Consider the following 23,384-nt stretch of genomic DNA (forward strand, 5'->3'; position numbering starts at 1 on the left):
CGCAACGCGATGTTGCTTTTTTTATCGGCTTATTTTTCTTCGGCGGGCTTGTCCTCGTTCTTGAAAGCGCCGCGGATATTCGTGGCGACCAGGCACAGCTGTAGCGCGATCAGCGCGTAGGCCTCGTCGTGCAGTCCCCACACCACCCACAACACATTACTGGCGAGAAAACACCAGAACCCGGCCTTGCGCCGGGTGTGCCGGGTGGACGCGACCAGCCAGGCGGCAAGCACGGTCACCGCCATCGCTGGCCATTGCAAGAAATCGATCCAATCGGGCATGCGCACAGCTTAGTGGCGAGGCCGCCCACGCTATGTGCGTTGCTTCACCGCCGCCGCGATTTGGCCCCGCACCAGCGCGCCACGCCCGTGGCGCGCTGCATATAATGCAATGAAATCGCTCGAAGAATCGTACTGGAGAAATGTATGTTCGACATGGAATTGCCATGGTGGGAATTCGTCTTGCGCGCGAGTATCGTGTATATCGCCTTGCTGGTCATGATGCGCTTTTCCGGCAAGCGCACCGTGGGCCAGTTCACGCCGTTCGACCTGCTGGTGGTCATGCTGCTGAGCGAGGCGGTATCGTCTTCGCTGTCGGGCGGCGACGATTCCATCCCGGGCGCGCTGATCCTGGCGCTCACCTTGATCGTGCTGAATGTGGCGATCGCCGTCGCCACCTCGCGCAGCGAAAAGATCGCGGCCATCATCGACGGCGAAGCGGTGCTGCTGGGGCGCGACGGCAAGGTATTCCATGACGCGATGCGCCGCAACCACGTGGCCAAGGGCGACGTCGACCAGGCGCTGCGCGAGGCCAACTGCTCGCTAGATGAAATGAAATGCATATTCCTGGAGGCGAACGGCCAGATCACCGTGCTTCACGACGAGTAGTCAAACCAAACACAAGGAGATTCATGCGTATCGCCACCTTCAACGTCAACGGCATCGGCAGCCGCCTGCCCGCCCTGCTCCAATGGCTGCAAGAGACGCAGCCGGACGCCGTCTGCCTGCAGGAGCTCAAAGCGCCGCAGGAAAAATTTCCCGAGGCGGCGATCAACGAAGCCGGCTACCAAGCCGTCTGGCACGGCCAAAAGAGCTGGAACGGCGTCGCCATCCTGGCGCGCGGCGTGGCGCCGATCGAAGTCGGGCGCGGCCTGCCGGGCGATCCCGAGGACGAACAAAGCCGCTACATCGAAGCGGTGGTCAACGGGGTGTTGATCGCCGGCCTGTACCTCCCCAACGGCAATCCCGCGCCCGGCCCCAAATTCGACTACAAACTGAAATGGTTCGAGCGGCTGATCACGCACTCGGCGCGCCTGCTCGACAGCGGCACGCCGACGGTGATCGCCGGCGACTTCAACGTCATGCCCACCGAGCTCGATGTCTACAAACCGGAACGCTGGGGCGACGACGCGCTGTTCCGGCCCGAGGTGCGCGAAGCCTTCCACCGGCTGCTGGCGCAGGGCTGGACCGACGCGCTGCGCACCATGCATCCGGGCGAGACGATCTACACGTTCTGGGACTACTTCCGCAACGCCTATGGACGCAACGCCGGCCTGCGCATCGACCACCTGCTGCTCAGCCCCGACCTGGCGCCGTCGTTGAAGGCGGCGGAGGTCGACCGCGACGTGCGCGGGCGCGAAAAACCCAGCGACCACGCGCCGGTGTGGATCGAGCTCGATATCGACGGAGGCAAGTGATGGAGCGCGAACAAAAATGGCCTGATCAAATCTGGCTGGTGCGGCACGGCCAAAGCGCCGGCAACGTCGCGCGCGACGCCGCCGAAGCCGCGTCGCAGTTCCTGATCGACATCGCCGAGCGCGACGTCGACGTACCGTTGTCGCCGTTGGGCCAACGCCAGGCGCAGGCGCTGGGCGGCTGGTTCCGCGCGCTCGGACCGGACGGCCAGCCGACGGTGGTGCTGTTCTCGCCGTACATCCGCGCGCGCGCCACCGCCAGCGCGGTGCTCGATCAGCTGGGCCGCGAGAACCTGAGCACCGTGGTGGCCGACGAGCGCCTGCGCGAAAAGGAGTTCGGCATCCTCGACCGCCTCACGCCGCTGGGCATCCGCGACAAATACCCGGAGCTGGCCGAGCAGCGCCAGCACGTAGGCAAATTCTATTTCCGTCCGCCGGGCGGCGAAAGCTGGTGCGACGTCATCCTGCGCCTGCGCAGTACGCTCGACACCATCAGCCGCGAATACCGGGGCGAGCGGGTGCTGATCGTCGCCCACCAGGTGATCGTCAACTGCTTCCGCTACCTGCTCGAACGGCTCGACGAGGAAGGCATCCTGGCGATCGATCGCATGGGCGACGTGCCCAACTGCGGCATCACCGAATACCGTTTCGACCCCAAGGCCGGCAAGCACGGCAAGCTGACGCTGGTGCAAGCCAACTTCGTCGCGCCGCTGGAAGACAGCGGCACGCCGGTCACCCACCAGCCGGACATGCCGGCCGCCCCGAAATCATGAATACCACCAATTCCAATCCGGGGTCAGGTCCACCATTTCTACACGAGCCCGAGGGTATCGAGTCTGTAGGGACGAGCCCGTGTAGCATTGGTGGACCTGACCCCGGAGTTGCTATTACCGCTGGGTCGTTACGCGACTGGAAGTTGCCGATGCCGGGGCCGGATGCCGACAAGGAGGTGCGCGGCCATGTGCTGATCGTCGCAGGGTCGCGCGAGATGCCGGGGGCCTTGCTGCTGGCGGCCACCGCCGCGCTGCGGGCGGGGGCCGGCAAGCTGACCATCGCGACGGCGGTCAGCGTGGCGCCGGCGCTCGGCGTGGCGCTGCCGGAGGCACGCGTGATCGGCTTGGGCGAGACGCCCGACGGCGGGCTGGTGGCCGACGGTTGCGCAAGTCTGTACAAGGCCTGTGAGCGCGCCAGCGCGGTGCTGATCGGTCCGGGCATGCAGGACGAGGCGGCCAGCGCGGCGCTGGTGCGGTCGCTGCTTCCGCATTGCGCACACGCGCCGCTTGTATTGGATGCCGGCGCCATGTGCCTGGTGCGCGACGGCTTCCGCTTCGATAGTCCGGTGCTGCTGACGCCCCACGCGGGCGAACTGGCAGGGCTGACAGGCGAGAAAAAAGAGGATATCGCCACGCAGCCGGAGCTGGCGGCGCAGCAGGCGGCGGACAATTGGGGAGCGGTGGTGGCGCTCAAGGGCGCGGTCACCACGATCGTCGCGCCGTCCGGCAAGCGCTGGCGCCATGAGGGCGGCAATACGGGATTGGCGATTTCGGGATCGGGCGATGTGCTGGCGGGGTTGATCGCGGGCCTGGCGGCGCGCGGCGCGGCGTTGGAGCAAGCCGCCGCCTGGGGCGTGGCCTTGCATGCGATGGCCGGGGAGCAGCTGTCGCTGCGGCATGGACCGCTGGGCTATCTGGCGCGCGAGATCAGCGGCGAGGTGCCCGCGCTGTTGCGGGCCCTCGCGGCGCATTAGTATTACACCAGCTTGGCCGAGTGCTCGCGCGTGGCGTGGAACTTCAGCTTCGGCCAGCGCTCCTCGGTCAAGCGCAGATTGACGCTGGACGTGGCCAGGTAGGCCATGTTGCCGGCGGCGTCGTAGGCGACGTTGTGGCCCAGCGCGTTCTCGAAGTCGGCCAGCGCCTTCTTGTCGTCGCTGGAAATCCAGCGCGCGCTGCTGATGCTGGTGCCTTCGAATACGGCGTCGACGCCGTACTCGTTGAGCAGACGGCTCGCCACCACCTCGAACTGCAGCACGCCGACCGCGCCCAGTACCAGCTCGCCGCCCTGCACCGGCTTGAAGACCTGCACCGCGCCCTCCTCGCCCAGCTGCTGCAAACCCTTGTGCAGCTGCTTGATCTTGAGCGGATTACGGATCCGCACCGAACGGAAGAAGTCCGGCGCGAAGTAAGGAATCCCGGTGAAGGTCAACAGCTCGCCCTCGGAGAACGAGTCGCCGATCTGCATGTTGCCGTGGTTCGGCAGGCCGATGATGTCGCCGGCGTACGCCTCTTCCACCTGCTCGCGCGACGACGCCATGAACGTCACCACCGACGACACCTTGATCTCGCGCCCGAGGCGCAAATGTTTGACCTTCATGCCGCGCTCGAAACGTCCCGAGCACACGCGCAGGAAGGCGATGCGGTCGCGGTGGGCCGGGTCCATATTGGCCTGGATCTTGAACACGAAACCGGTGAACGGCTGCTCCTTCGGATCGACCGAACGCACCGTGGCGTCGCGCTCGCGCGGCGCCGGGGCCCAGTCGACCAGCGCCGACAGAATCTCGCGCACGCCGAAGTTGTTGATCGCGGAGCCGAAGAACACCGGCGTCTGCACGCCCGACAGGAATTGCTCCAGATCGAACGGATGCGAGGCGCCGTTGACCAGCTCCACTTCCATGCGCAACTGGTCCATCTCCAGCGGGAACATCTCCTGCAGGCGCGGATTGTCGATGCCCTTGATGATCTCGAAGGCGCCGTCGGCCTTCTCTTCACCCGCCTTGAACAGCATGATCTCGTCGTTCAGCAGGTGGTACACGCCGCGGAAGTTCTTGCCCATGCCGATAGGCCAGGTCACCGGCGCGCACTGGATCTTGAGCACCGATTCCAGCTCGTCGAGCAGTTCCAGCGGATCGCGCGTCTCGCGGTCCATCTTGTTCATGAAGGTGACGATCGGCGTATTGCGCATGCGGCAGACGGCCAGCAGCTTGATGGTCTGCGCCTCCACACCCTTGGCGGCGTCGATCACCATCAGCGCCGAGTCGACCGCCGTCAGCACCCGGTAGGTATCTTCCGAGAAGTCCTGGTGACCCGGGGTGTCGAGCAGATTGACCACGTGGTCGCGGAATTCGAACTGCATCACTGACGAGGCCACCGAAATGCCGCGCTGCTTCTCGATCTCCATCCAGTCCGAGGTCGCGTGGCGGCCCGATTTACGGGCCTTGACGGTACCGGCCATCTGGATCGCGCCCGAGAACAGCAGCAGCTTTTCGGTCAGCGTGGTTTTACCCGCGTCCGGGTGGGAAATGATGCCGAAGGTGCGGCGGCGCTGCACTTCGCGCGCGATCAGCGCAGGCGTTTTGGCGCTGGCCGCCGGGGCCGCGTCGTCGTTATTTTCGGGTATTGCGGTTTCGATATCGTTGACCATTTGTTCGCGATCTAAGGCGGTTCTGCAAAACCCTCGATTTTACCGGCACTTGGCTCTGCCGTGTGAATTGTTTCACGGGCCGGCGGGGCCACTGCGGCTGCCGCCGCCCCGCTCCGGCCGGCGATTATTCGCCCCGGACCCGGCGCCAGCCCACCCGGTGCGCCTCGGCGGCGGCCTCCTCCTGCCCCTCGTTGACCACCTTGCGGCCGTCGGCCAGCGTCGAGATCAGCTTGAGCTGGCCGCTCGGCAGGCGCACGATGATGAAGCCGACCGCCGCCGAGGTGCTCGATAACGTGATGCCGGCCGGCTGGGTGCCGATCGCGTGGCCGTTGCAGACATTAACCTGGTACAGGTTGCTCGAACCGCCTACGGAACAAGACGACGAGGACGTCGGCAGGTTGGTCACCACGTTGGCCACGCCGCTGACGATTTGCGGGTCCAGGTTCATGCGCTCGCCGGGCACCAGCGACCAGTCGAAGAACCAGCCGTCCTTCTGCGACAGGTCGACCGGGTTGCTGGTGATCGCATAGTTGTTGGTGTTGCTGCTCGAACCGAGCAGGCTGAGCGTCTGTTGCACCATGGTTGCGCCGCGCACATTGCTGATCGGCACGCCGCTGTCCTTGAGCAGGTATAGGCTCTGGATCGCGGTGCTGGACGTGTCCGGAATATCGAGCAGGCGCCCGGTGCCGTATAGCACCACCCGCACGCCCCGCATGCTGGTGGTGGTCACGCCGCCGGCGGTGCTTGTCGTCTGCACGCCGCACATGGTCACGTCGGGACGGGTGGTGATCGGCTTGGTGACGCCGGCGTCGCCCATCTTGATCACCGACACCGCTCCGCTGGCGGCCGTCAGGTCGAAGCGCCACATCTGGCCCTGGTTGTCGCCGCCATAGATATAGGTCGCCTTCGGGTCCGAACCCGGGTCGTCGGAAATGGCGGTGATCTTGCCCAGCCCGGACGGCGTCACGGCATCGCCGGAATTGGTGCCGACCTTTTTCAGCAACTGGCCAGTGTAGGCGTCCAGGATGTACAGGTAGCCCTTGCCGTCGCCGCCGCTGACGCCGTCCGTGCCGGTGATGTTGTTGTAGCCGGAGGTGACGAACACCACCCAGCGGCCGTCGGCCAAGGTGCCGAACTGCGGGTTGCCGAAGGTCAGCCCCAAATCGGGATCGTTGAGCGCGCAGACGGCCGGATCGGCGCAGAACTCCCACAACTGCCTGGGTGCGGCGCCGGTGTCGGTGACGTCGAGCGCGTAGTAACCGCGGCCGCCGCCGTTCAGGCCGGCCACCAGGATGGTGCGCCACTGCTTGCCTGACGGCGTGTCCACCTTGACGTCGGCCACCTCGGGCGAGCCGTCGGTGGTGTACTGGTGGTTGGTGCCGTAGGTGGTGCTGGCCTGCGCGTGCAGCTTTTTCATCGTGATGCGCGGCACGTAGGCCCACACCTCCTCGCCGTTTTGGGCGTTGAACGCATGCAGCATGCCATCGTTGGCGGCGGTGTACACCGTGCCGGCGCGGTAGCCCGGGCTGGCCGGATTGCCGTATTTGTCTTTGTAGGCGTCGTAGTCGCTATCCGGATACTCGGCCAGCGGCGCGCGCACGAAGGCCGGCTTGGACGAGGCGATGTCGCCCAGCACGATAGGAATCGGCGTCGAGGGCGCGCCCGGATCGTCCGGCGTCATCGTATAGGCGCGGAACAGGTTGTCGTCGGCGTGCTGCTGCTGCCCCCGCAGCCAGTTGACCAGGTTGTTGCCGTCGTTGACGATGGCCCGGTCGGGGGCCGACAGCAAGGTGCACTGGGCCAGCGCCGCGCATTTGTTGCTGAACCAGCCGGCGGTGATGCCGGTCATGTTGGCGAAGCGGAAATCGAGCAGGTCGCCGCCGGGCGCGCCCGCCGGATTCATCATGTAGATGCGGCGCGTGTCGGTGCCGCCTGCCACGCGCTTGCCCAGGGTACTGCTGGTGGTCCAGACCGGCGTCGGGATGACGTCGCCGTTGGTGATGTCGATCTTCTGGTTGGACAGCTCGCCGTACCATTTGACCGTCGTGAAGGTGTCGGAGAAGATATCGTTATCAGTGCGGGTGATGTTCGGCGTCGAGGTGGCGGCGGCCGCCGCCGCGCCGCTGCGCACCTGCATGTTCGACAGCGCCTCGCTCAGGCCGCTGATGACCTCCTTGGGCTCCTGCGCGCTGAAGTACTTGCCGTGGCCGTTGATGGCCGCGTGCCACAAATCGTCGACCCGCTCCTGCACCGTGTTGGCGGTGCTGGCGGTGGCCGGATCGGGCCAGACGTAGGCGCCGTTGCCGTTCCACGGACAGCCGGTGGTGAGGCCGGTGACCAGGTTGTAGAAATCGCCGCCGGGCCTGGCCGCGGTGTCGTAATTGCGCTCGTAGGTCATGACACCGTCCACGCCCAGGCCCAGCGTGTAGGTATTCATGTGCAGATGGGTGTTCTCGCCGGGGCCGGCCGGCACCGAGCCGGGGCGCGTCATGTCCGGCTCCAGCGCCGGGCGCAGCGACACCGTGGTGGTGCTGGAGCCGCCGTTGTACCAGTGCAGCGCGACGTCGGCGATCGATGGCTGCCCTTGCGTCCTGCCGTCGACGCAGCCGCGCGCCTGGGTGCAGAAACGCGCCGGGTTCTCCACGTTGTCGTTGTTGACCACGTTGTTGGTGGTGCTGCCGTTCCAGTAGCCGTCGGTCGTCAGGATCAGGAAGTTTTGCTGGCAGGGATATTGCACCACCTCCTGGCCGGTGCCGTAGTTGTAGGGCGCCAGGTTGCCGAACATGCGGCCGACGTTGTCCATCGCGGTGCGGATCGGCGTCGAGCCGGAAGTGGTGGTGGTGTACAGATTGGTGTACCAGTTGGTGCGGGCGGTGCCGGTGAAGTCGGCCGGCTTCTGGTCGATCGCCTGGCCGGCGCCGGCGTTCGACAGCTTGACGTAGCCGACCTTGTAGTTGCCGGTGATGGCCGCGAAGGCCAGGCCGACCGACGTCTTCATCATTTGCAGCCGGCTTTTATAGTAGACGTACCAGTTGGCGAAATTGGTCATCTCCTCGTCGTAGCTGCAACTGGCGCCGGCGCAATCGACGCGGTCGGCGCTCTTCGGATAGGTCCGGCCGCTGACGATGTCGACCCGCACGAAGGGATTGGGCGCGCTCGATCCGGCCGAGATGGCCGCCGTCGAGGTCGGAATGCCGTCGTTGACGGCGGCCTGGTAACCGCCGGTCGCACCGCGCGTCCACGTCACGCCGCCCTGGTTGTCCATCGTGAAATTGCTGATCGCGGCGGCGTTGGACGTGGCGCCGTAATCCAGCAGGCAGACGCTGGCGTCCGTCAGCCCCGGGCACAGCGCGTGGCCGCCTGGATAGGCGCGGATGGCGCCGGCCACGCCGATCTCGCCGGCCAGCGCGCCGGCCACATAGCTCGGACTGCGGTTGCGGCCCATGTTCAGGTAAGGCGGGTTGGCGCCGCTGCTGCCGCCAACCAGCACGGTCGTCCCCAGCGACAGGTTGCGCAGGATGGCGTTCTGGCCGAAGCCGTTGGCCGTATTGGTCCCGGCGAAGGTGATCACCGACTTGGCCGGCACCATCGCGGTGACCACCGCCTGCGGCGCGGTCACTGACAGGCCCCAGCCGGCGCGCGAGCCGTCGCTGACGACGACGCAGCCGGCGACGGTCTTCGGCGTGCCCGTGCAGTTCACCGGCAGCACCGCGACGATGTTGTCGGAGGCCAGGGTAATGCCGAACACGCTGCAGGCGGGAACGTTGGACTGGCTGGTGGGCGTGCGCACGCAGGCCAACATCTGCTTTTGCGTGGGGTTGCTGGTGGCGATGATGTTGGCGGCCAGCGCGCTGGCCACCGTCTGCTGCTTGGTGGCGCTGTTGGTGCCGGCGGCGGCGGTGATGGTGGTATTGGTCAGGCTGGTCTGGACCCCGCCGGCATCGGTCAGCGTCACGCCGGTGATGGTCATCGAGGTCGCCGTGGCCGAGGCGCCGATGGCGATGGTGCCGTAGGCGGCCACCGCGCCGGCCGGCGCCGAATAGCCGGGATAAATGAAGCTGCCGACCCGCTTGCCCTGGCACTGGGTCAACAGCCGGTCGCTGCACCAGCGCACCTTGACCGGCACCGGATAGCCGGCCGGCGCCATCGCCCCGACGGCGGTCGATTGGCACACCTTCATCGTGTCGTCGGTGCAGAACTGGCCGACGCCGATGGTGTAGTAGTAAGGCCCGGTGGTGACGGCGCTGGCGGTCTGGTAGGTCGCGTCCGGATAGGTATAGCTGGAGGTGTTGGCCCGGCAGGTGCCGCCGGCGCACCAGCGCAGGTCCGGAAAGCCGGTCACCAGGTTGAGGTTGGCGGTGACGGTGGCGCCGGCCAGGTCGCGCTTGCTGGCGCCGAAACCGTCGCCGCTGACCGAGGTCCAGTCGGTGGTGTTGGCGCGGTTTTGCTCGGGATAAAAGCTGCCGTCGGCCTTGATCGGCACCAGATAGCGTATCGCCGGGTTGTAGTATTGCTTGTTGAAATCCGGGCTCATGAACGGCGGGTGGCCGACCGCGCACACGGTCGTGCCGGCCTGCAAGGTGGCGCCGCTGCGGCACAGGCTGTCGTTGACGTAATCCGGGGTGTAGGTCTGCTCCATCGAGCCGGAATTATCGAACAGCAGCATCAGATTGGGCTTGACGGTGCCGGTGCCGGTAATATTGAGCAGCGGCACCTGGGCGATCTGGGTGGCGGCGGCGATGACGGCGGATGGCGCCAAGGCCATCATCACAGCCAGCGCCGCAGACTGCACTACGGCCAACAGCGACGCCGGCGACGGGAAGATGTGCTTGCTCATGTGCTTGTTCATTTGCTTGTTCATGATTACGGCCCCTTCAAGACCACGGCTTGCGTCACCACGTTGGCCCCGCGCGCGCCGGTGATGCGCGCCGTCACCACATAGTGGATCTGCGGCTGCAGCAGGAATTTCGGCCCGCCCAGCGCCAACGAGGTGCCGAACGGCTGCGGCGCCTGGCTGTTGGGCCGCGCCGACGTGGTCCGGCAGCGGTTGTTGTTGCCGTTGTACGGCCCGGGAAAGGTGCACATGCGGTGGATCACGTACTGCACCTGGTCGCCGGTGGCCGGATTGGCCGCCATGGTGACGGCGCCGAGCCAGAAGTTGGCGTTGCTCACGGTCCAGGTCGGCGTCAGGGTCGCCACATAACCTTGGGCGGGCTGGTTGACCAGCAAATCGGAACGGTTTACCACCGAGCGCAGATAGGCGAAGCCGGCGTGCAGGCCGGCGTCGGCCGACTTGCTCAATGCCGAGTCGTAGGCCAGGTTGGCGGCGGTCATCGTCGTCGACGTGCTCGACTTGAGCAGGTAGATGCTGCTCACCATCATCACCGTCAGCATGATCAGCATGACCGGCAACGCGATGCCGCGCTGGAGCCGGCGGCGGCGGAAAGGCGACGGCGATGGCGGTGGGAGCGGGATCATCATGGCCTCCATTGGGCGTTACGGATCGGCACGATCGTCTCGAACACGCGGTAGCGATAGCATTTCCAGTCGAGCGTGTCGCCGGCCACCGCCACGTTCACCTGCACCGGCGCGGCCGCCACCGTGGCCGGTGCATTGCCGGCGAACACGGTCGGCTGCACGGTGGTGGCGCCGCACTGGCCGGCGCTGTTGGGCTTTTCGGCGCTTTTGCTGCGCGCCACCACCGCCAGCCGCACCGAACCGATGCGCTGATAATCGCCGGCGCTGCCGACGACGCCGTCGTGGTCGGCGTCGATCATGGTCGAACTCCAGACGCCGATCCGCATGCCGCTGGCGGTCGACACCGGCACCGTGCTGTTGCCGGGCGTGTTGGGGTCGTACTCCGCCAGCGCGCGGTTGTCGAAGCCGTACTGCGCCTTGAGCGCCACCACGTTGTCGATCACCGACGCGCCCTGCTGCGCCGAGCCGGGCATGTCGGTCGAGCGCAGCAGCAGGATGCCGTTGTTGACCGACCAGGTGTGGAAATGCAGCCGCGCGGCGCTGCCCAGGTTGTAGACATAGCTGACGTTGAGCGGGTACGCGGAGGTCAAGCCGGCCTGCGGATTGAACGGGAAATCCGCGCCGCCGGCGACCTGCAACTGGTTGCCGTTGACGCCGATGCCGAAGCCGGACAACTGGAATACCGTGCATGGCCGCGCCCCGGGTGTGGCGGGCGCCACCACCAGCACGTCGCCGACATTGAAGTCGTAAGGATTGCGGCTATCGACGGTGAGCGTGCCCTCGCCGGGGACGTAATTGCTCACCAGCTTGGTCGAGCCGACGCCGGCCTGCGAGGTGCCGCTATAGAACGACACGACGTCGCTGCTGGCGCCGTTGGACTGGATCACCACGGGCGCCAGGGGCGTAATGGGGGCGCCGCCGCGCTGCGCCGCCGCCAGCTGGTAGCCGTTAGCGTCGGAGAACACGGTGTCGCAGCCGGCCAGCATCGTATCGTTCAAGCCCCAGCCGGCGTCGGCGGCGTCGCCGCTGAGGGAGAACAGCGCCAGCATGCCGTTTTGCATGGAGTCGGAACCGCCGACGGCGGCATCCTTGTTCTGTTCGCCGCTGACGACAAGCCGGGTGGCGAACACCAGCGCCAGCAGGCCGATCACCACGCTAACCATCAGCTCGACCAGCGAAAAACCGCGGCCGAGACGGCGCCGCACGGCCAGGACGGGAGCGAGATGGGCGCCCATCTCAGTTCGCAATATAGGAGGTGAGCAAATGCCGGTTCTGCTCGGTATTCGCCTTGCGCTGCCAGCGGATCGCGATATCGACCTGGGTCTGGAACACCTGGCGGGTCACGGTGACGGAGACGACGGCGCCGGGGATCGCCGCGCGCGTCTCGGCCACCCACGGCGCGATGGCCGGGCCCGGCGTGCCGTTCTCGGCCAGGGTATAAGCGGCAAGGTTGGCCGTATCGGCCGTCATCACGCCCAGCAGTTTCTCGCCGGCCACGGTGGCCTCGGCGCGCATGCCCGCGTCCGACAGCGCCGAATAGGCGCGCGCCTGCAGGCCGACCGTGCCCAGCAGGCCGATGCCCAGGATCACGATGGCCAGCATCGCCTCCAGCAACGCGATACCGGCCTGACGGCGGACGGGAATGGTTTTCATGGCGGACAGCTCCTGTTATCGGTGCTTGGCAAGGTCGGATTGCATTTGGTGGCCATACCGGCCAGGGTCACCACCAGCGCCACCGGCTGCACCTCGTCGGCGAAGGCCGTCGATGGATCGAGGCGCAGACTGCCGAGGCGATTGGCGATCTGCGGATCGACCCAGCCGAGCGGCGTGTAGTACACCTGGCTGCTGCCGGCGGGCTGCGTGGTCGGCAGCAGGATCTCGGCCGGCGGCAGCGCATCGGCCGCGCGGAACACGGATTTCCAGCCGGCGGCGCCTTCCGGGTCGCTGGCCGAGGGCGCATCGGTGGTCGACCACGCGCCCTGGGCATCGGTGCACCGGGCGTCCTGGCTGACGAAGCAGATATCGACCTGCCAATCCATCTGGCCGGTGTTGACGTTGGGCGTGAGCGAAATGCGGCTGAAGGCGTTGTGGGCGACGGCTTGGCGGCGTGCCAGGCTGAACCCGTCGGCGTAGAACTCGCTGGCGCCGCGCGCGCGGTTGGCCAGCAGCCAGCGGCTGGCGTTGGGAATGCCGACCGCCAGCATGATGCCGAAGATGGTGATGGTCACCAGCAGCTCGATCAGCGTCACGCCGCTTTGGCGACGCCGGCCGCGCCGGGGCGGCCGCGTCAATTGGTGCATGCGCCACCCTTGTGATCGACCCAGCATGAAGCGCTAATGCCCCAGCCGGCCGGACTGCCGGTGGTGGCATGGGTGCCGTTCTGGTCGATGGTGTAGACGAAGCCGGCCGTCTTGCCGGTGCCGGTCGCGGTCAGGGTATAGGTCGAGGCCGACTCGCCGCTGAGCGCGTAGGTGAAGTAAGCGGTATTGGCCGGGAAGGTATTGGCGGCGCCGAAGCCGACATAGGTGCGGTTGTTCGACCAAAACTGCTCGGCGGCCGGTTGGGCGCCGCCAAGCGCGGTGAAAGCCTCGCTCAAGCGGCCGCGCACCACGTAATCGCTGTAGGCGGGGATGGCCACGGCCAGCAGGATGCCGACGATGGCGACAGTGACCATGACCTCGATCAGCGTAAAACCCTTAGGTAGTCGTTTTTTCATGGCCGGCTCCAGGTATGTTATCTGCTAGAACCAGTCTACGCCCGCAAGCTTGCATTTCCCTGAGGAAATGCTGACAAACACCTGACAAACAACAACTCCGGGGTCAGGTCCACTTTTTCTACACGAGCCCGGCCGTTAACCGCGATTTGGGCGGCCTAGGGCAGAGCTTGTGTAGAATTGGTGGACCTGACCCCGGAGTTGCTGTTGGGGAAGCGGACCGTGAACAGGGCGCCGTGGCCGCCGGTGGCGTCGCCGATGCTCAGCGTGGCGCCGTGGACGATGGCGATGTCGCGCACGATGGCAAGGCCGAGGCCGCTGCCGTGGGTTTTGTCGTCGAGCCGGACATAGCGGCTGAAGACTTGCCCGCGCTTGGCCGCCGGGATGCCGGGGCCGCTGTCCTCGACCGTCAGCACACCGCCGCCCTCGTCCGCCCGGCACGCGACCGTCACCGTGCCGCCCGCCGGCGTGTAGCGGATGGCGTTGTCAATGACATTGTCGATCAGGTCGCGCAGCAGGAAACGGTCGCCGTTGATCTCCACCGGCCGCAAATCGAAGCCGATGTCGATCCCCTTGCCCGTGGCCTGGTCGACGAAGGATTGAATCGCGTCTTCGACCAGCTCGTTCAACGCCACCGCTTCGAGCCGGGTCTTTTCAAAATGGTTCGGTTCGGCGCGAGCCAGCGCCAGCAACTGGTTGGTTTGCCGGATCATGCGCTCGGTGGCCGACAGCATCAGCTTGACCGAGTGCGCCGTGTCCGGCTCGGCGTGGCGCGCGCCCAGCCATTCGAGCTGCGTCTTCAAGCCCGCCAGCGGCGTGCGCAGCTGATGCGCGACGTTGGCCAGGAAGTCCTGGCGCGCCTTGGCGCCCTCGCCCACCTTGTCCAGCAGGCCGTTGAAGGCCGACACCACCGGCTCCAGTTCGTACGGCACGTCGGCGATGGCGATCGGTGCGAGGTCATCACCGTCGCGCGCGTTGAGGCCGGCACGCAGGCGGTTCAGCGGCCGCAGTCCGTTGCTGACCGAGAACCAGATCAAGCCGATACATGCGAGCGCGATCAATACCTCCAACAGCACCAGCCCGCGCACCACGGCTTGCCGCATCTGCACGTGCTTGTTCGGTGCCTGGCCGAGCACGATTTTCCCTGCCGGGGACGCAACGACGGCGCCGTCCGTGGACGGAACCTGAGGCGTCGCCGGCTCGCCCCGGCTTTGGTCGAACGCGATCTGCGCCGGCAGCCATGCCAGCATGTAGGCCAACGCGCCGCCCGCCAGATTGATCAGCAGGATGGGTACGATCAGCGTTTTGAGCAGCCGCAGCCTGATGCTAGTCATCCGTGCCCCGCGCGGCAGCCAGCTCCAGCATGTAGCCGAAACCGCGGATGGTGCGGATCGAGACGCCGGCGTCAGCGATCTTCAAGCGCAGCCGCGAGATATAGACCTCCACCGCGTTCAAGGTCAAATCGTCGCCCCACGGCAGGATGGCTTCGATGATCTGCTGCTTGGACACCACCCGCGCGCCGTGCTGCAGCAGGTACTCGAGCACGGCCCATTCGCGCACCGACAGCTCGACGGTTTTGTCGCGCACCCGCGCCCGCTTGGCCGACAGATCGAGCGCCAGGTCGCCCAGCGCCAGCACGGTCGGCTTGGGCGCGTTGCGGCGCGCCAGCGCCTTTAGCCGCGCAACCAGCTCGGCGGTGGCGAAGGGCTTGACCAGGTAATCGTCGGCGCCCAGCTCCAGCCCGCGCACCCGGTCCTCGATGGCGTCGCGCGCCGTGAGCAACAGCACCGGCACCTGGCTGCCGCGCGCGCGCAGCCGGCGCACCACCTCGAAGCCGTCGACGCCCGGCAGGCCGATATCGAGCACGATCACCTCCGCCTGCGCGGCACGCTGCAGCAGCGCGTCGGCCTGGGCGCCGTCGGCCACCACTTCCACCACCATGCCGTGGCCGCCCAACACACGGCTCAGGCCGTCCGCAAGGACGGCGTCGTCTTCCACCACAAGTACATGCATGTTGTGCGCCCTCCGACTGGGATTTGTGGATTATGCACCGGCGATAAGTAGAAACATAGTCACTATGTAGGAGCAGGCCTACATCCAACCATGTTGCAAGCCTACATTTGTGCGTCTACTCCTCTTATGTTCGCAAACTAACATTCCCCATAAAGTGCTACCAGCACGTCAGATAACCCCGACGTGTTTTGTATAGCCAGAGATTAGTGAGGAAAATATGAACAACACCCAAGTCAACGCAACCGAGAAATCCACCGTATCCGGCACCATGGCGGTCGATTCGAAAGAGTTTAAGGTTGCGTCGCGGCCTGTTGTCAGCTACAGCGGCACCCAGCAAAACGAACTGCTGGCCGCGCTTCCACGTGACGTGCTCGAATCCTTGTTTGAACACCTGGAACTCGTCACCCTGCCCTTTGGCAAAGAACTGTTTGAATTCGGCGGCGCGATGGACTACGTTCATTTCCCCACTACCGCCATCGTGTCGCTGCTGTATGTGATGGAAGACGGCGCCACCACCGAGATCGCCGTGGTCGGCCACGAAGGCGTGGTCGGCGTGTCGCTGTTCGACGGCGAGCGCGCCATGTGCAGCGCCGTGGTGCAGGCTGCCGGTTACGGCTACCGCATGAAGGCCCAGCACCTGCGCGACGCCTTCAACCAGGGCGGCGCCCTGCCCGCGCTGCTGATGCGCTACAACACCGCGCTGTTCGCGCAGATGGCGCAAAACGCCGTCGGCGGCCGCCACAGCTCGATCGAGCAAAAGCTGTGCCGCTGGCTGCTGGACCGCCTGGACCGCTCGCCATCGAACGAACTGAAAGTTACGCAGGAAATGATTTCGATCATGCTGGGCGTGCGCCGCGAGAGCATCACCGCCGCCGCCGGCAAACTGCAGGAAGACGGCTTGATCACCTACCGCCGCGGCAACATCACCGTGCTTGATCGCTCAGGCTTGGAGGATTATGCGGGTGAGTGTTATAAGGTTGCGAAGACGGAGTATGACCGTCTGCTGATTGATGTAGCGCGCTGTTAAGCGCGTCGGCGCGGTTCAGTACGTCCGTGATGGCGGACGGCAGCGGCGGCAATGGCGCCGCCGTGACGGCCGTCGCGGTCATCATCGCATCCACCGTCTGCGGCTGCATGCGGCGCTCCTGTCCCGGCGCTGGCGCGGCATTGGTCGCCACGCCGCTACGGCCATCGCTCTTACGCAGCGGAATGGCCACTTCGATGCAAGTCCCCGTATCGTTGCGTCCCCGCCGTATCGTCATCGTCCCGCCCAGCAGCAAGGCGCGTTCGCGCATGCCCAGCAAACCGTGCGACATCGGCTTGACGATGTTGTTGGCGGCGATGCCGATGCCGTCATCGATAATGCGCAGCATCAGCGCTTCCTCATTGCGGTTCAAGGTCACCGTCACGCGGCTGGCCTTGGCGTACTTGCGGATATTGGTCAGCGATTCCTGCACGATGCGGAACAAGGCGATCGACAGGTCGCCCGAATCACGGCCCAGCGCCTCGATGTCGGCGGCGACGTCACAATCGCAGCGCACTTGCGACATGCGGCTGAACTCGTCGCAATAGCTTTCGATGGCCGCGCACAGGCCCAGATTGTCCAACAGGCTAGGCCGCAAGTTCTCGACGATGCGGCGCTTCATTTCGACCGCTTCCATCAGGGTGCCGCGCGCGCGCTTGAGCTGGGCGGCCATCTCGGGCTGATTCTTTTGCAACTGCTGCGTGACGGCCGCGATGTCCATGCTGATCGAGGTCAGGAAGGCGCCCATCTCGTCGTGCAGCTCGCGCGATAGCCGCACCTTCTCCTCCTCGCTGATACTGATCAGGTGGCGCGACAGCACCGATAGCTGCTCGGTGCGCTGTTCGACCTGCGTTTCCAGGGTTTCATTGGCAGCCTGCAGCGCGTGCTCGACCTGGGCCCGGTTGGCGAAGCTGCGCCGCACCAGCTGGTAGAACATGATCAACACCACGATGGCGACGGCGTTGATGCTCATGCCGAGCAACACCGCCTTTTGATATTCCTGATAGAACATGGCGCTGCGCGTGGCCATGGTCTCGTTCTGCTCCTGCTCCATGATGACGACCTGCAGGCGGATCTCGTCCATGCTGCCGCGGCCGTCGCTCAGTTTGGCGATTTTAACGATCTCGTCCAGCCCGCCCTCGCGGTAGACGTCGATCGCCTGGCTGACGGTGGTCAGCCGGCGGCGCACCAGGGTTTGCAGCTGGGTCAGATTCTTGAGCTGGGTCGGATTGTCGGCCAGCAGCTTTTGCAATTCCTTGAATTCGTGTTCACTGTCGACCAGGGCGGTGCGCGTCGGACCGAGATAGGCGTCGCTGCCGGACAGGAAATAGCCGCGCATGCTGCTTTCGGCATCGAGCACCAGCACGTTGAGATATTGCAGGCGGTCGGCCACGCGCGCGCTCTGGCCCAGCAGCACTTGCGCGCCGCGCAGGGCCTGCAAATTGTAAAACAGGCTGAAGCCGTTCACGATCAGCAACAACGCACAGGTCACGCACAAGACGGTCTTGTACAGCGGCAGGCGGTGATGCGGCGCTGTTTCGGCGGTGAAATACATCCACTTCCTTCGCGGGGGAGAGTTAAGTCCAGCCGGCAACACGCCAGGCTGGCTCATTATAGTCCGTTAGGGAAATAGATGCAGCAGCGGCGCACCGCAAGAGTGCGCAACTGTATCCATTAAGCAATTGGTCTCAGGACGAGACCGGCTTGCAAAATTTCAGTCCAGCAAGTTATTTTTCATTGCGTAATATGTTAAATCGCTGTTCGACTGCATCCCCATCTTTTCCATGATGCGGGTGCGGTAGGTGCTGACGGTTTTGATGCTTAACGACAGCGCCACGCCGATATCGGACACCGTTGCTCCGCGCGCCAGCCGCAGAAAGACCTGGAACTCGCGGTCGGACAACTCGGTGTGCAGCGCCGTGTTCGGATCGCGGTCGAAGCTTTGCGCCAGCAGTTCGCCGACGGTCGAGCTGACGTAACGGCGGCCCTGGTACACGGTACGCACGGCGGTGATCAGCTCGTCGGCCTCGCACTCTTTGTTCAGATAGCCGTTGGCGCCCATCTTGAACAGGTTCAGCGCGTACTGCTGGGCCGGATAGCCCGACAAAATCAGCACCGGCAGATCAGGCTGCCCTTGGCGTATGGTGCGCAAGGTATCGATGCCGCTCTGGTCGGGCATGGCGATATCGAGCAGCAACACGTCGCAAATCTCACGGCGAGCGATATCGAGCGCTTCACGCCCCGTACCGGCTTCCGCGACCACGTCGAAATCGTCCGACGCCGAAAAAATCTGTTTAAATCCTGCTCTTACTATCTGATGGTCGTCACAAATGGCAACGCGTATCATTGTTTCCCCTCGTCTTGTCCGGCCCGCGCCCCTCGGGCACGCCGGACTTCACGCCACCGTGTATATCAGCGTCGCTGATAATTGAATAATATTGAAAGTATATCAGGAATTAGCTTCTTGCCACGCCCTGCGCAGTGGTGTGCGCGCTAGTCTTGCTGGAGCAGACTCAGGATGGAAAGCAGTTCGCTGCGTATCATTTCGCGGTCCAACGGCGGGGGCACGTCCCGCGCCTCTTCGCCGAAACCGCCATCATACTCCGCCGCCGCGCCATCGACAGCACGGCTGTCGAGTTTATTGCGTGCCCCGCTGATGGTGAAGCCTTGCTCGTACAACAGCTCGCGGATGCGGCGTATCAGCAGCACTTCGTGATGCTGGTAATAGCGCCGGTTGCCGCGCCGTTTGACGGGCTTGAGCTGGGTGAATTCCTGCTCCCAGTAGCGCAGCACATGCGGTTTGACGCCGCACAGCTCACTGACTTCACCGATGGTGAAGTAGCGCTTGGCCGGTATTGGTGGCAGGACGACCAGTTCGGACTTGGCGAGACGATCGTTCATCACTCGCTCCTACTCAGGCGGCACGCGCCATCGGGTTGGTCTCTTCGACCATGCCCTTGAGTTTTTGGCTCGCATGGAAGGTCACCACGCGGCGCGCGGTGATCGGGATTTCCTCGCCGGTCTTGGGGTTGCGGCCCGGACGCTGCGGCTTGTCGCGCAGCTGGAAGTTGCCGAACCCGGACAGCTTGACGGCTTCGCCACGCTCGAGCGCGTTGCGGATCTCGTCGAAGAAGGTTTCCACCATGTCCTTGGCTTCGCGCTTGTTCAGACCGACCTGTTCGAACAGCAGTTCGGCCAGCTCCGCCTTGGTCAGCGTGGGCAAATCTTTTTCCGCATCCTGGCGTACCTTGGCGACCTGCATGGCGCGATGCAAATCGGCAGCCAATGCGGATTGGAGTACGGCGGAATCAACGTCGTTGTTATTAATTTTCCTGCCCTGCCTTATCAAAGAACGAATGAGTCCGGCCTTTGCCGGACTCCCGAATGATCAAAAAAAGAAAACGGAACGGACTTTATCGGCCATCAAGACCGTAAGCGCGCGCCGTGTTTTTGCTTCGCCGCATCGCCTACCGCGGCCATGACGGCCTCGACAACATCGTCCTGCAGCGTGTTTTGAGTATCTTGCAAGCTAAAGCGGAAAGCAAGCGATTTCTCGTCCTGTTCCAAACCTTTGCCACGATATTCATCAAACAAAACAATGGCTTGCACGATTTTTCCTTGCGGACTTGCTTGCACGGCAGCATTAAACGCGTCCACCAAATCCTGCGCCGGGACGTCTTGCTTGACCACGACCGCGAGATCGCGCGTGGCGCCGGGGAACTTGGAGATCTCTGCGTATTCTGGCACGGATCGTTGCTGCAAAGCAACCGCATCGACCTCGAACACGACCGGCGCCTGCGGCAGCTCGTACTTCTGCATCCAGCGCGGATGCAGCTCGCCGATGAAGCCGATCACCTTACCGTCCAGCAGCACCTGCGCCGAGCGGCCAGGATGCAGCGCCGGATGTTCGGCCTTGACGAAGCGCAGCGACAACGGCGCGAACAGGTGTTCAAGGTCCGCCTTCAGGTCGAAGAAATCGACCGCGCGGCTGTCCTGGCCCCACTGCTCGTCCGCCACGGTGCCATAGGCGATCGCGGCGACCCGTTTCGGCTGGTTGTAGCCGGCCACCGTCAGCGGACCGTCCGGCACGCTGTCGTCGCGCTGGTAGATCGCGCCGACTTCGAACACGCGCACGCGGTTGGTTTTGCGGTTCAGGTTGTAGCGCACGTTGGCGACCAGGCTGCCGACCAGCGTCGAGCGCATCACGCTCATCTGGCTGGCGATCGGGTTTTGCAGCTTGATCGGGTTCGTGTTGCCGCCGAAGTCCTGCTCCCATGCCGCTTCCACAAAGCTCATGTTGACCACTTCCTGGAAGCCCAGGTCGGCCAGCTGGTGGCGCACGGCGAACAGCGAACGGGTGTTTTCCGGCGCGATGATCATCGTGTTGGCGGCCACCGGGGCCACGGTCGGGATGTTCTCGAAGCCGTAGACGCGCGCCACTTCCTCGATCAGGTCTTCCTCGATTTCGATGTCGAAGCGGTAGCTTGGCGAAGTGACCGAAAATACGCCGTCTTCCAAGGTGAACGGCAGCGCCAGGCGGGTGAAGATGTCGGCCACGACCTTGTCGTCCAGCGCGACGCCGATGACTTTCTGCGCGCGGGCGGTGCGCATTTTTACCGGCTGGCGTTGCGGAATGTTGACGATCTGGTCGTCGACCGGACCGACTTTGGTCGCCGCCGTGCCGCAGATTTCGATCAGCAGCGAGGTGATGCGTTCGATGTGCTCGACCGTGGTCGCGTAGTCGACACCGCGCTCGAAGCGGTGCGCCGCGTCGGTCGAGAAGTTGTATTTGCGGGCGCGGCCCTGAATGGCGTTCGGCCACCAGAACGCCGCTTCCAGGTAAATCGACTCGGTCTCCAGCGACACGGCGGTGGCGTCGCCGCCCATGATGCCGGCCAGCGATTCGATTTCCTTGTCGTCGGCGATCACGCCGACCCACTCGTCGATGTTGACGGTGTTGCCGTTCAACAGCTTCAAGGTTTCGCCGGCCTTGCCCCAGCGGACGTCGAGGCCGCCGTGGATCTTGGCCAGGTCGAACACGTGGGTCGGACGGCCCAATTCCAGCATGACGTAATTGGAGATGTCCACCAGTGCCGACACCGAGCGCTGGCCGCTGCGCTCGAGGCGCTGCTTCATCCAGTCCGGGGTGGCGGCCTTGGCGTTCAGGTTGCGGATCACGCGGCCGGAGAAACGGCCGCACAGGTCCGGCGCCGAGATTTTGACCGGCAGCACTTCGTCGCTGTTGACGGCGGCGTTGCGGAACTGCGGCGCGTGCAGCGCGACGCCGGTCAGCGCCGACACCTCACGCGCCACGCCCAGCACCGACAGGCAGTCCGCCTTGTTCGGGGTCAGCTTGATGGTGAACTTGAGGTCGTTGAGCGCGTAGTAGTCGCGGAAATTCTTGCCGACCGGCGCGTCGTCCGGCAGCTCCAGCAGGCCGCTGCCCTCTTCCGACAATTTCAGCTCCTTGGCCGAGCACAGCATGCCCTGCGACTCGACGCCGCGCAGCTGGCCGACCTTGATCTCGAACGGCTTGCCGTCGGCGCCCGGTGGCAGCACGGCGCCGGCCATGGCGCACACGACCTTCAGGCCCGGACGCACGTTCGGCGCGCCGCAGACGATATTGAGCAAGGTGCCGGTGCCAACATCGACCTGGCAAACATTGAGGCGGTCCGCGTTCGGATGCTTGGCCATGTCGCGCACCAGACCGACCACGACGTTGGAGAACGGCGGCGCGACCGGTTCGACTTCTTCCACTTCCAGGCCGGACATTGTCAGCAGGTGGGCCAGTTCGTCCGAAGTCATCTTCGGATCGACCATGGTGCGGAGCCAGTTTTCGGAGAATTGCATAATCAAGCCTTCAAAGAGTGTCCAGCGGGAGCGCAATGCCTTAAAGGCCGCGCTCGACCGCGTGTGTGTACTGAACCGTTAGTTGAACTGCTTCAGGAAGCGCAGGTCGCCTTCGTAGAACAGGCGCAGGTCGCTGACGCCGTAGCGCAGCATCGTCAGGCGCTCGAGGCCGGAGCCGAACGCGAAGCCGATGTACTTTTCCGGGTCCAGGCCGAAGTTGCGCACCACGGACGGATGCACCTGGCCCGAGCCGGAAATCTCCAGCCAGCGGCCCTTCAGAGGCCCGGAGCCGAAGGCGATATCGATCTCGGCCGACGGTTCGGTGAACGGGAAATACGACGGACGGAAACGCACCTGCAAGTCGTCGGTCTCGAAGAAGGCCTTGACGAAGTTCAGATACACGCCCTTGAGGTCGGCAAAGCTGATGTTCTCGGCGATCCACAGGCCCTCGACCTGGTGGAACATCGGCGAGTGCGTGGCGTCGCTGTCGACGCGGTAGGTGCGGCCCGGCGCGATCACCTTGATCGGCGGCGTGTGGCTGCGGGCGTAGCGCACCTGCATCGGGCTGGTGTGCGTGCGCAGCAGCAACGGCTTGCCTTCGCTGTCGTTGCCTTCGATATAGAAAGTGTCCTGCATCGAACGGGCCGGATGGTTTTCCGGGCTGTTCAAGGCGGTAAAGTTGGTCCAGTCGTTTTCGATCTCGGGGCCGTCGGCCACGTCGAAACCGATCGAGCGGAAGATTTCCTCCACACGCTCCCAGGTGCGCATGACCGGATGCAAACCGCCGCCGGCGCGTCCGCGGCCAGGCAGCGAGACATCGATAGCCTCGGCGTTCAAACGGGTTTGCATCTGGGCGTCGGCCAGCGCGTCGCGCCGGGCCGTCAAGGCCGCTTCAATTTGACCCTTGGCCGCGTTGATCAGGGCGCCCTGCGCCTTGCGTGCCTCGGGGTCGAGCTTGCCCAGACCCTTCATCAATTCGGTGATCTGGCCGGTCTTGCCCAGATATTTGGCTTTGGCATTTTCCAGCGCGGCGGCGTCATCTTGCGCGACCGTGAAATCCTGCACTGCTGAGGCGACGAGTTGTTCCAGGGAGTCCATGCGTTTTTCTTATCCTCAATCAAAAACGGGGCAGAGGTCTAGACCTTTGCCCCGTTCCCACCACCGGCCCGGTAAGGGGCCAGCGATCAACAATCAAT

Annotated in this window: 21 protein-coding genes; 5 read left to right on the forward strand and 16 right to left on the reverse strand. The window is 64.7% G+C overall.

The genetic code is table 11. The features are described 5' to 3' along the window. Positions 1-29: 29 nt before the first annotated feature. On the reverse strand, positions 30-281 hold the full coding sequence (locus tag AC0IYS_RS18530) for a hypothetical protein (RefSeq protein ID WP_471706559.1): 252 nt from the start codon (positions 279-281) through the stop codon (positions 30-32). 144 nt (positions 282-425) lie between these two features. Here AC0IYS_RS18530 and AC0IYS_RS18535 point away from each other — a divergent pair, with 144 nt between their 5' ends. The 4 genes from AC0IYS_RS18535 to AC0IYS_RS18550 all read left to right on the forward strand — a co-directional run bounded on the left by AC0IYS_RS18535 (position 426) and on the right by AC0IYS_RS18550 (position 3,440). Continuing rightward, on the forward strand, positions 426-887 hold the full coding sequence (locus tag AC0IYS_RS18535; protein ID WP_471706560.1) for a DUF421 domain-containing protein: 462 nt from the start codon (positions 426-428) through the stop codon (positions 885-887). 23 nt (positions 888-910) lie between these two features. Continuing rightward, entirely contained in the window at positions 911-1,696 is a 786-nt protein-coding gene (xth, locus tag AC0IYS_RS18540; RefSeq protein WP_471706561.1) for an exodeoxyribonuclease III, read from the forward strand. Beyond that, positions 1,696-2,466, forward strand: coding sequence for a histidine phosphatase family protein (locus tag AC0IYS_RS18545; protein ID WP_471706562.1), 771 nt, complete (start codon positions 1,696-1,698; stop codon positions 2,464-2,466). Before xth ends, AC0IYS_RS18545 begins: the two co-directional genes overlap by 1 nt. A gap of 149 nt (positions 2,467-2,615) precedes the next feature. Further along, complete coding sequence (locus AC0IYS_RS18550) at positions 2,616-3,440, forward strand: NAD(P)H-hydrate dehydratase (RefSeq protein WP_471706563.1); 825 nt, start codon at positions 2,616-2,618, stop codon at positions 3,438-3,440. Positions 3,441-3,442: 2 nt separating this feature from the next. On the opposite strand, the gene AC0IYS_RS18555 is transcribed toward AC0IYS_RS18550, so the two are convergent. The 9 genes from AC0IYS_RS18555 to AC0IYS_RS18595 all read right to left on the reverse strand — a co-directional run bounded on the left by AC0IYS_RS18555 (position 3,443) and on the right by AC0IYS_RS18595 (position 15,314). Then, entirely contained in the window at positions 3,443-5,110 is a 1,668-nt protein-coding gene (locus AC0IYS_RS18555; RefSeq protein ID WP_090313935.1) for a peptide chain release factor 3, read from the reverse strand. A 124-nt stretch (positions 5,111-5,234) separates the two neighbouring features. Further along, on the reverse strand, positions 5,235-9,971 hold the full coding sequence (locus AC0IYS_RS18560) for a pilus assembly protein (RefSeq protein WP_471706564.1): 4,737 nt from the start codon (positions 9,969-9,971) through the stop codon (positions 5,235-5,237). 2 nt (positions 9,972-9,973) lie between these two features. Next, positions 9,974-10,591 (reverse strand): pilus assembly PilX family protein, encoded by a 618-nt coding sequence (locus AC0IYS_RS18565; RefSeq protein WP_471706565.1) that lies wholly within the window; start codon positions 10,589-10,591, stop codon positions 9,974-9,976. Continuing rightward, complete coding sequence (locus AC0IYS_RS18570) at positions 10,588-11,823, reverse strand: PilW family protein (protein WP_471706566.1); 1,236 nt, start codon at positions 11,821-11,823, stop codon at positions 10,588-10,590. Before AC0IYS_RS18570 ends, AC0IYS_RS18565 begins: the two co-directional genes overlap by 4 nt. A 1-nt stretch (position 11,824) precedes the next feature. Next, positions 11,825-12,241 carry a type IV pilus modification PilV family protein gene (locus tag AC0IYS_RS18575; protein ID WP_471706567.1) on the reverse strand — a complete coding sequence of 139 codons (417 nt, stop codon included), beginning with the start codon at positions 12,239-12,241 and terminating at the stop codon, positions 11,825-11,827. Continuing rightward, entirely contained in the window at positions 12,238-12,888 is a 651-nt protein-coding gene (locus tag AC0IYS_RS18580; protein WP_471706568.1) for a pilus assembly FimT family protein, read from the reverse strand. The genes AC0IYS_RS18575 and AC0IYS_RS18580 overlap by 4 nt, the downstream gene beginning before the upstream one ends. Then, a complete protein-coding gene (locus AC0IYS_RS18585) occupies positions 12,876-13,304 on the reverse strand; it encodes a type IV pilin protein (protein WP_471706569.1) in 429 nt (142 codons plus the stop codon). The genes AC0IYS_RS18580 and AC0IYS_RS18585 overlap by 13 nt, the downstream gene beginning before the upstream one ends. A gap of 155 nt (positions 13,305-13,459) precedes the next feature. Continuing rightward, complete coding sequence (locus AC0IYS_RS18590; RefSeq protein ID WP_471706570.1) at positions 13,460-14,635, reverse strand: sensor histidine kinase; 1,176 nt, start codon at positions 14,633-14,635, stop codon at positions 13,460-13,462. Then, entirely contained in the window at positions 14,628-15,314 is a 687-nt protein-coding gene (locus AC0IYS_RS18595; protein WP_471706571.1) for a response regulator transcription factor, read from the reverse strand. Before AC0IYS_RS18595 ends, AC0IYS_RS18590 begins: the two co-directional genes overlap by 8 nt. Positions 15,315-15,531: 217 nt before the next feature. On the opposite strand from AC0IYS_RS18595, the gene AC0IYS_RS18600 reads away from it, so the two are divergent. Then, positions 15,532-16,341: a Crp/Fnr family transcriptional regulator gene (locus AC0IYS_RS18600; RefSeq protein ID WP_471706572.1), complete on the forward strand. Its 810-nt coding sequence runs from the start codon at positions 15,532-15,534 to the stop codon at positions 16,339-16,341. Here the strand turns inward: AC0IYS_RS18600 and AC0IYS_RS18605 are convergent. From AC0IYS_RS18605 to pheS, 6 genes are all read right to left on the reverse strand, one after another. Continuing rightward, positions 16,238-17,893: a CHASE3 domain-containing protein gene (locus tag AC0IYS_RS18605; RefSeq protein ID WP_471706573.1), complete on the reverse strand. Its 1,656-nt coding sequence runs from the start codon at positions 17,891-17,893 to the stop codon at positions 16,238-16,240. The two genes, AC0IYS_RS18600 and AC0IYS_RS18605, sit on opposite strands and share 104 nt — an antisense overlap. Positions 17,894-18,052: 159 nt before the next feature. Next, positions 18,053-18,685, reverse strand: coding sequence for a response regulator (locus AC0IYS_RS18610; RefSeq protein WP_090313944.1), 633 nt, complete (start codon positions 18,683-18,685; stop codon positions 18,053-18,055). A gap of 146 nt (positions 18,686-18,831) precedes the next feature. Beyond that, on the reverse strand, positions 18,832-19,239 hold the full coding sequence (locus tag AC0IYS_RS18615) for a MerR family transcriptional regulator (RefSeq protein WP_471706574.1): 408 nt from the start codon (positions 19,237-19,239) through the stop codon (positions 18,832-18,834). A 13-nt stretch (positions 19,240-19,252) separates the two neighbouring features. Continuing rightward, positions 19,253-19,600, reverse strand: coding sequence for an integration host factor subunit alpha (locus AC0IYS_RS18620; RefSeq protein WP_008449399.1), 348 nt, complete (start codon positions 19,598-19,600; stop codon positions 19,253-19,255). Positions 19,601-19,761: 161 nt separating this feature from the next. Further along, positions 19,762-22,188 (reverse strand): phenylalanine--tRNA ligase subunit beta, encoded by a 2,427-nt coding sequence (gene pheT, locus AC0IYS_RS18625; RefSeq protein ID WP_471706575.1) that lies wholly within the window; start codon positions 22,186-22,188, stop codon positions 19,762-19,764. A 78-nt stretch (positions 22,189-22,266) separates the two neighbouring features. Beyond that, complete coding sequence (pheS, locus tag AC0IYS_RS18630) at positions 22,267-23,286, reverse strand: phenylalanine--tRNA ligase subunit alpha (protein WP_463450341.1); 1,020 nt, start codon at positions 23,284-23,286, stop codon at positions 22,267-22,269. Positions 23,287-23,384 lie beyond the last annotated feature (98 nt).

It is taken from the genome of Duganella sp. AC237, from assembly GCF_979254035.1.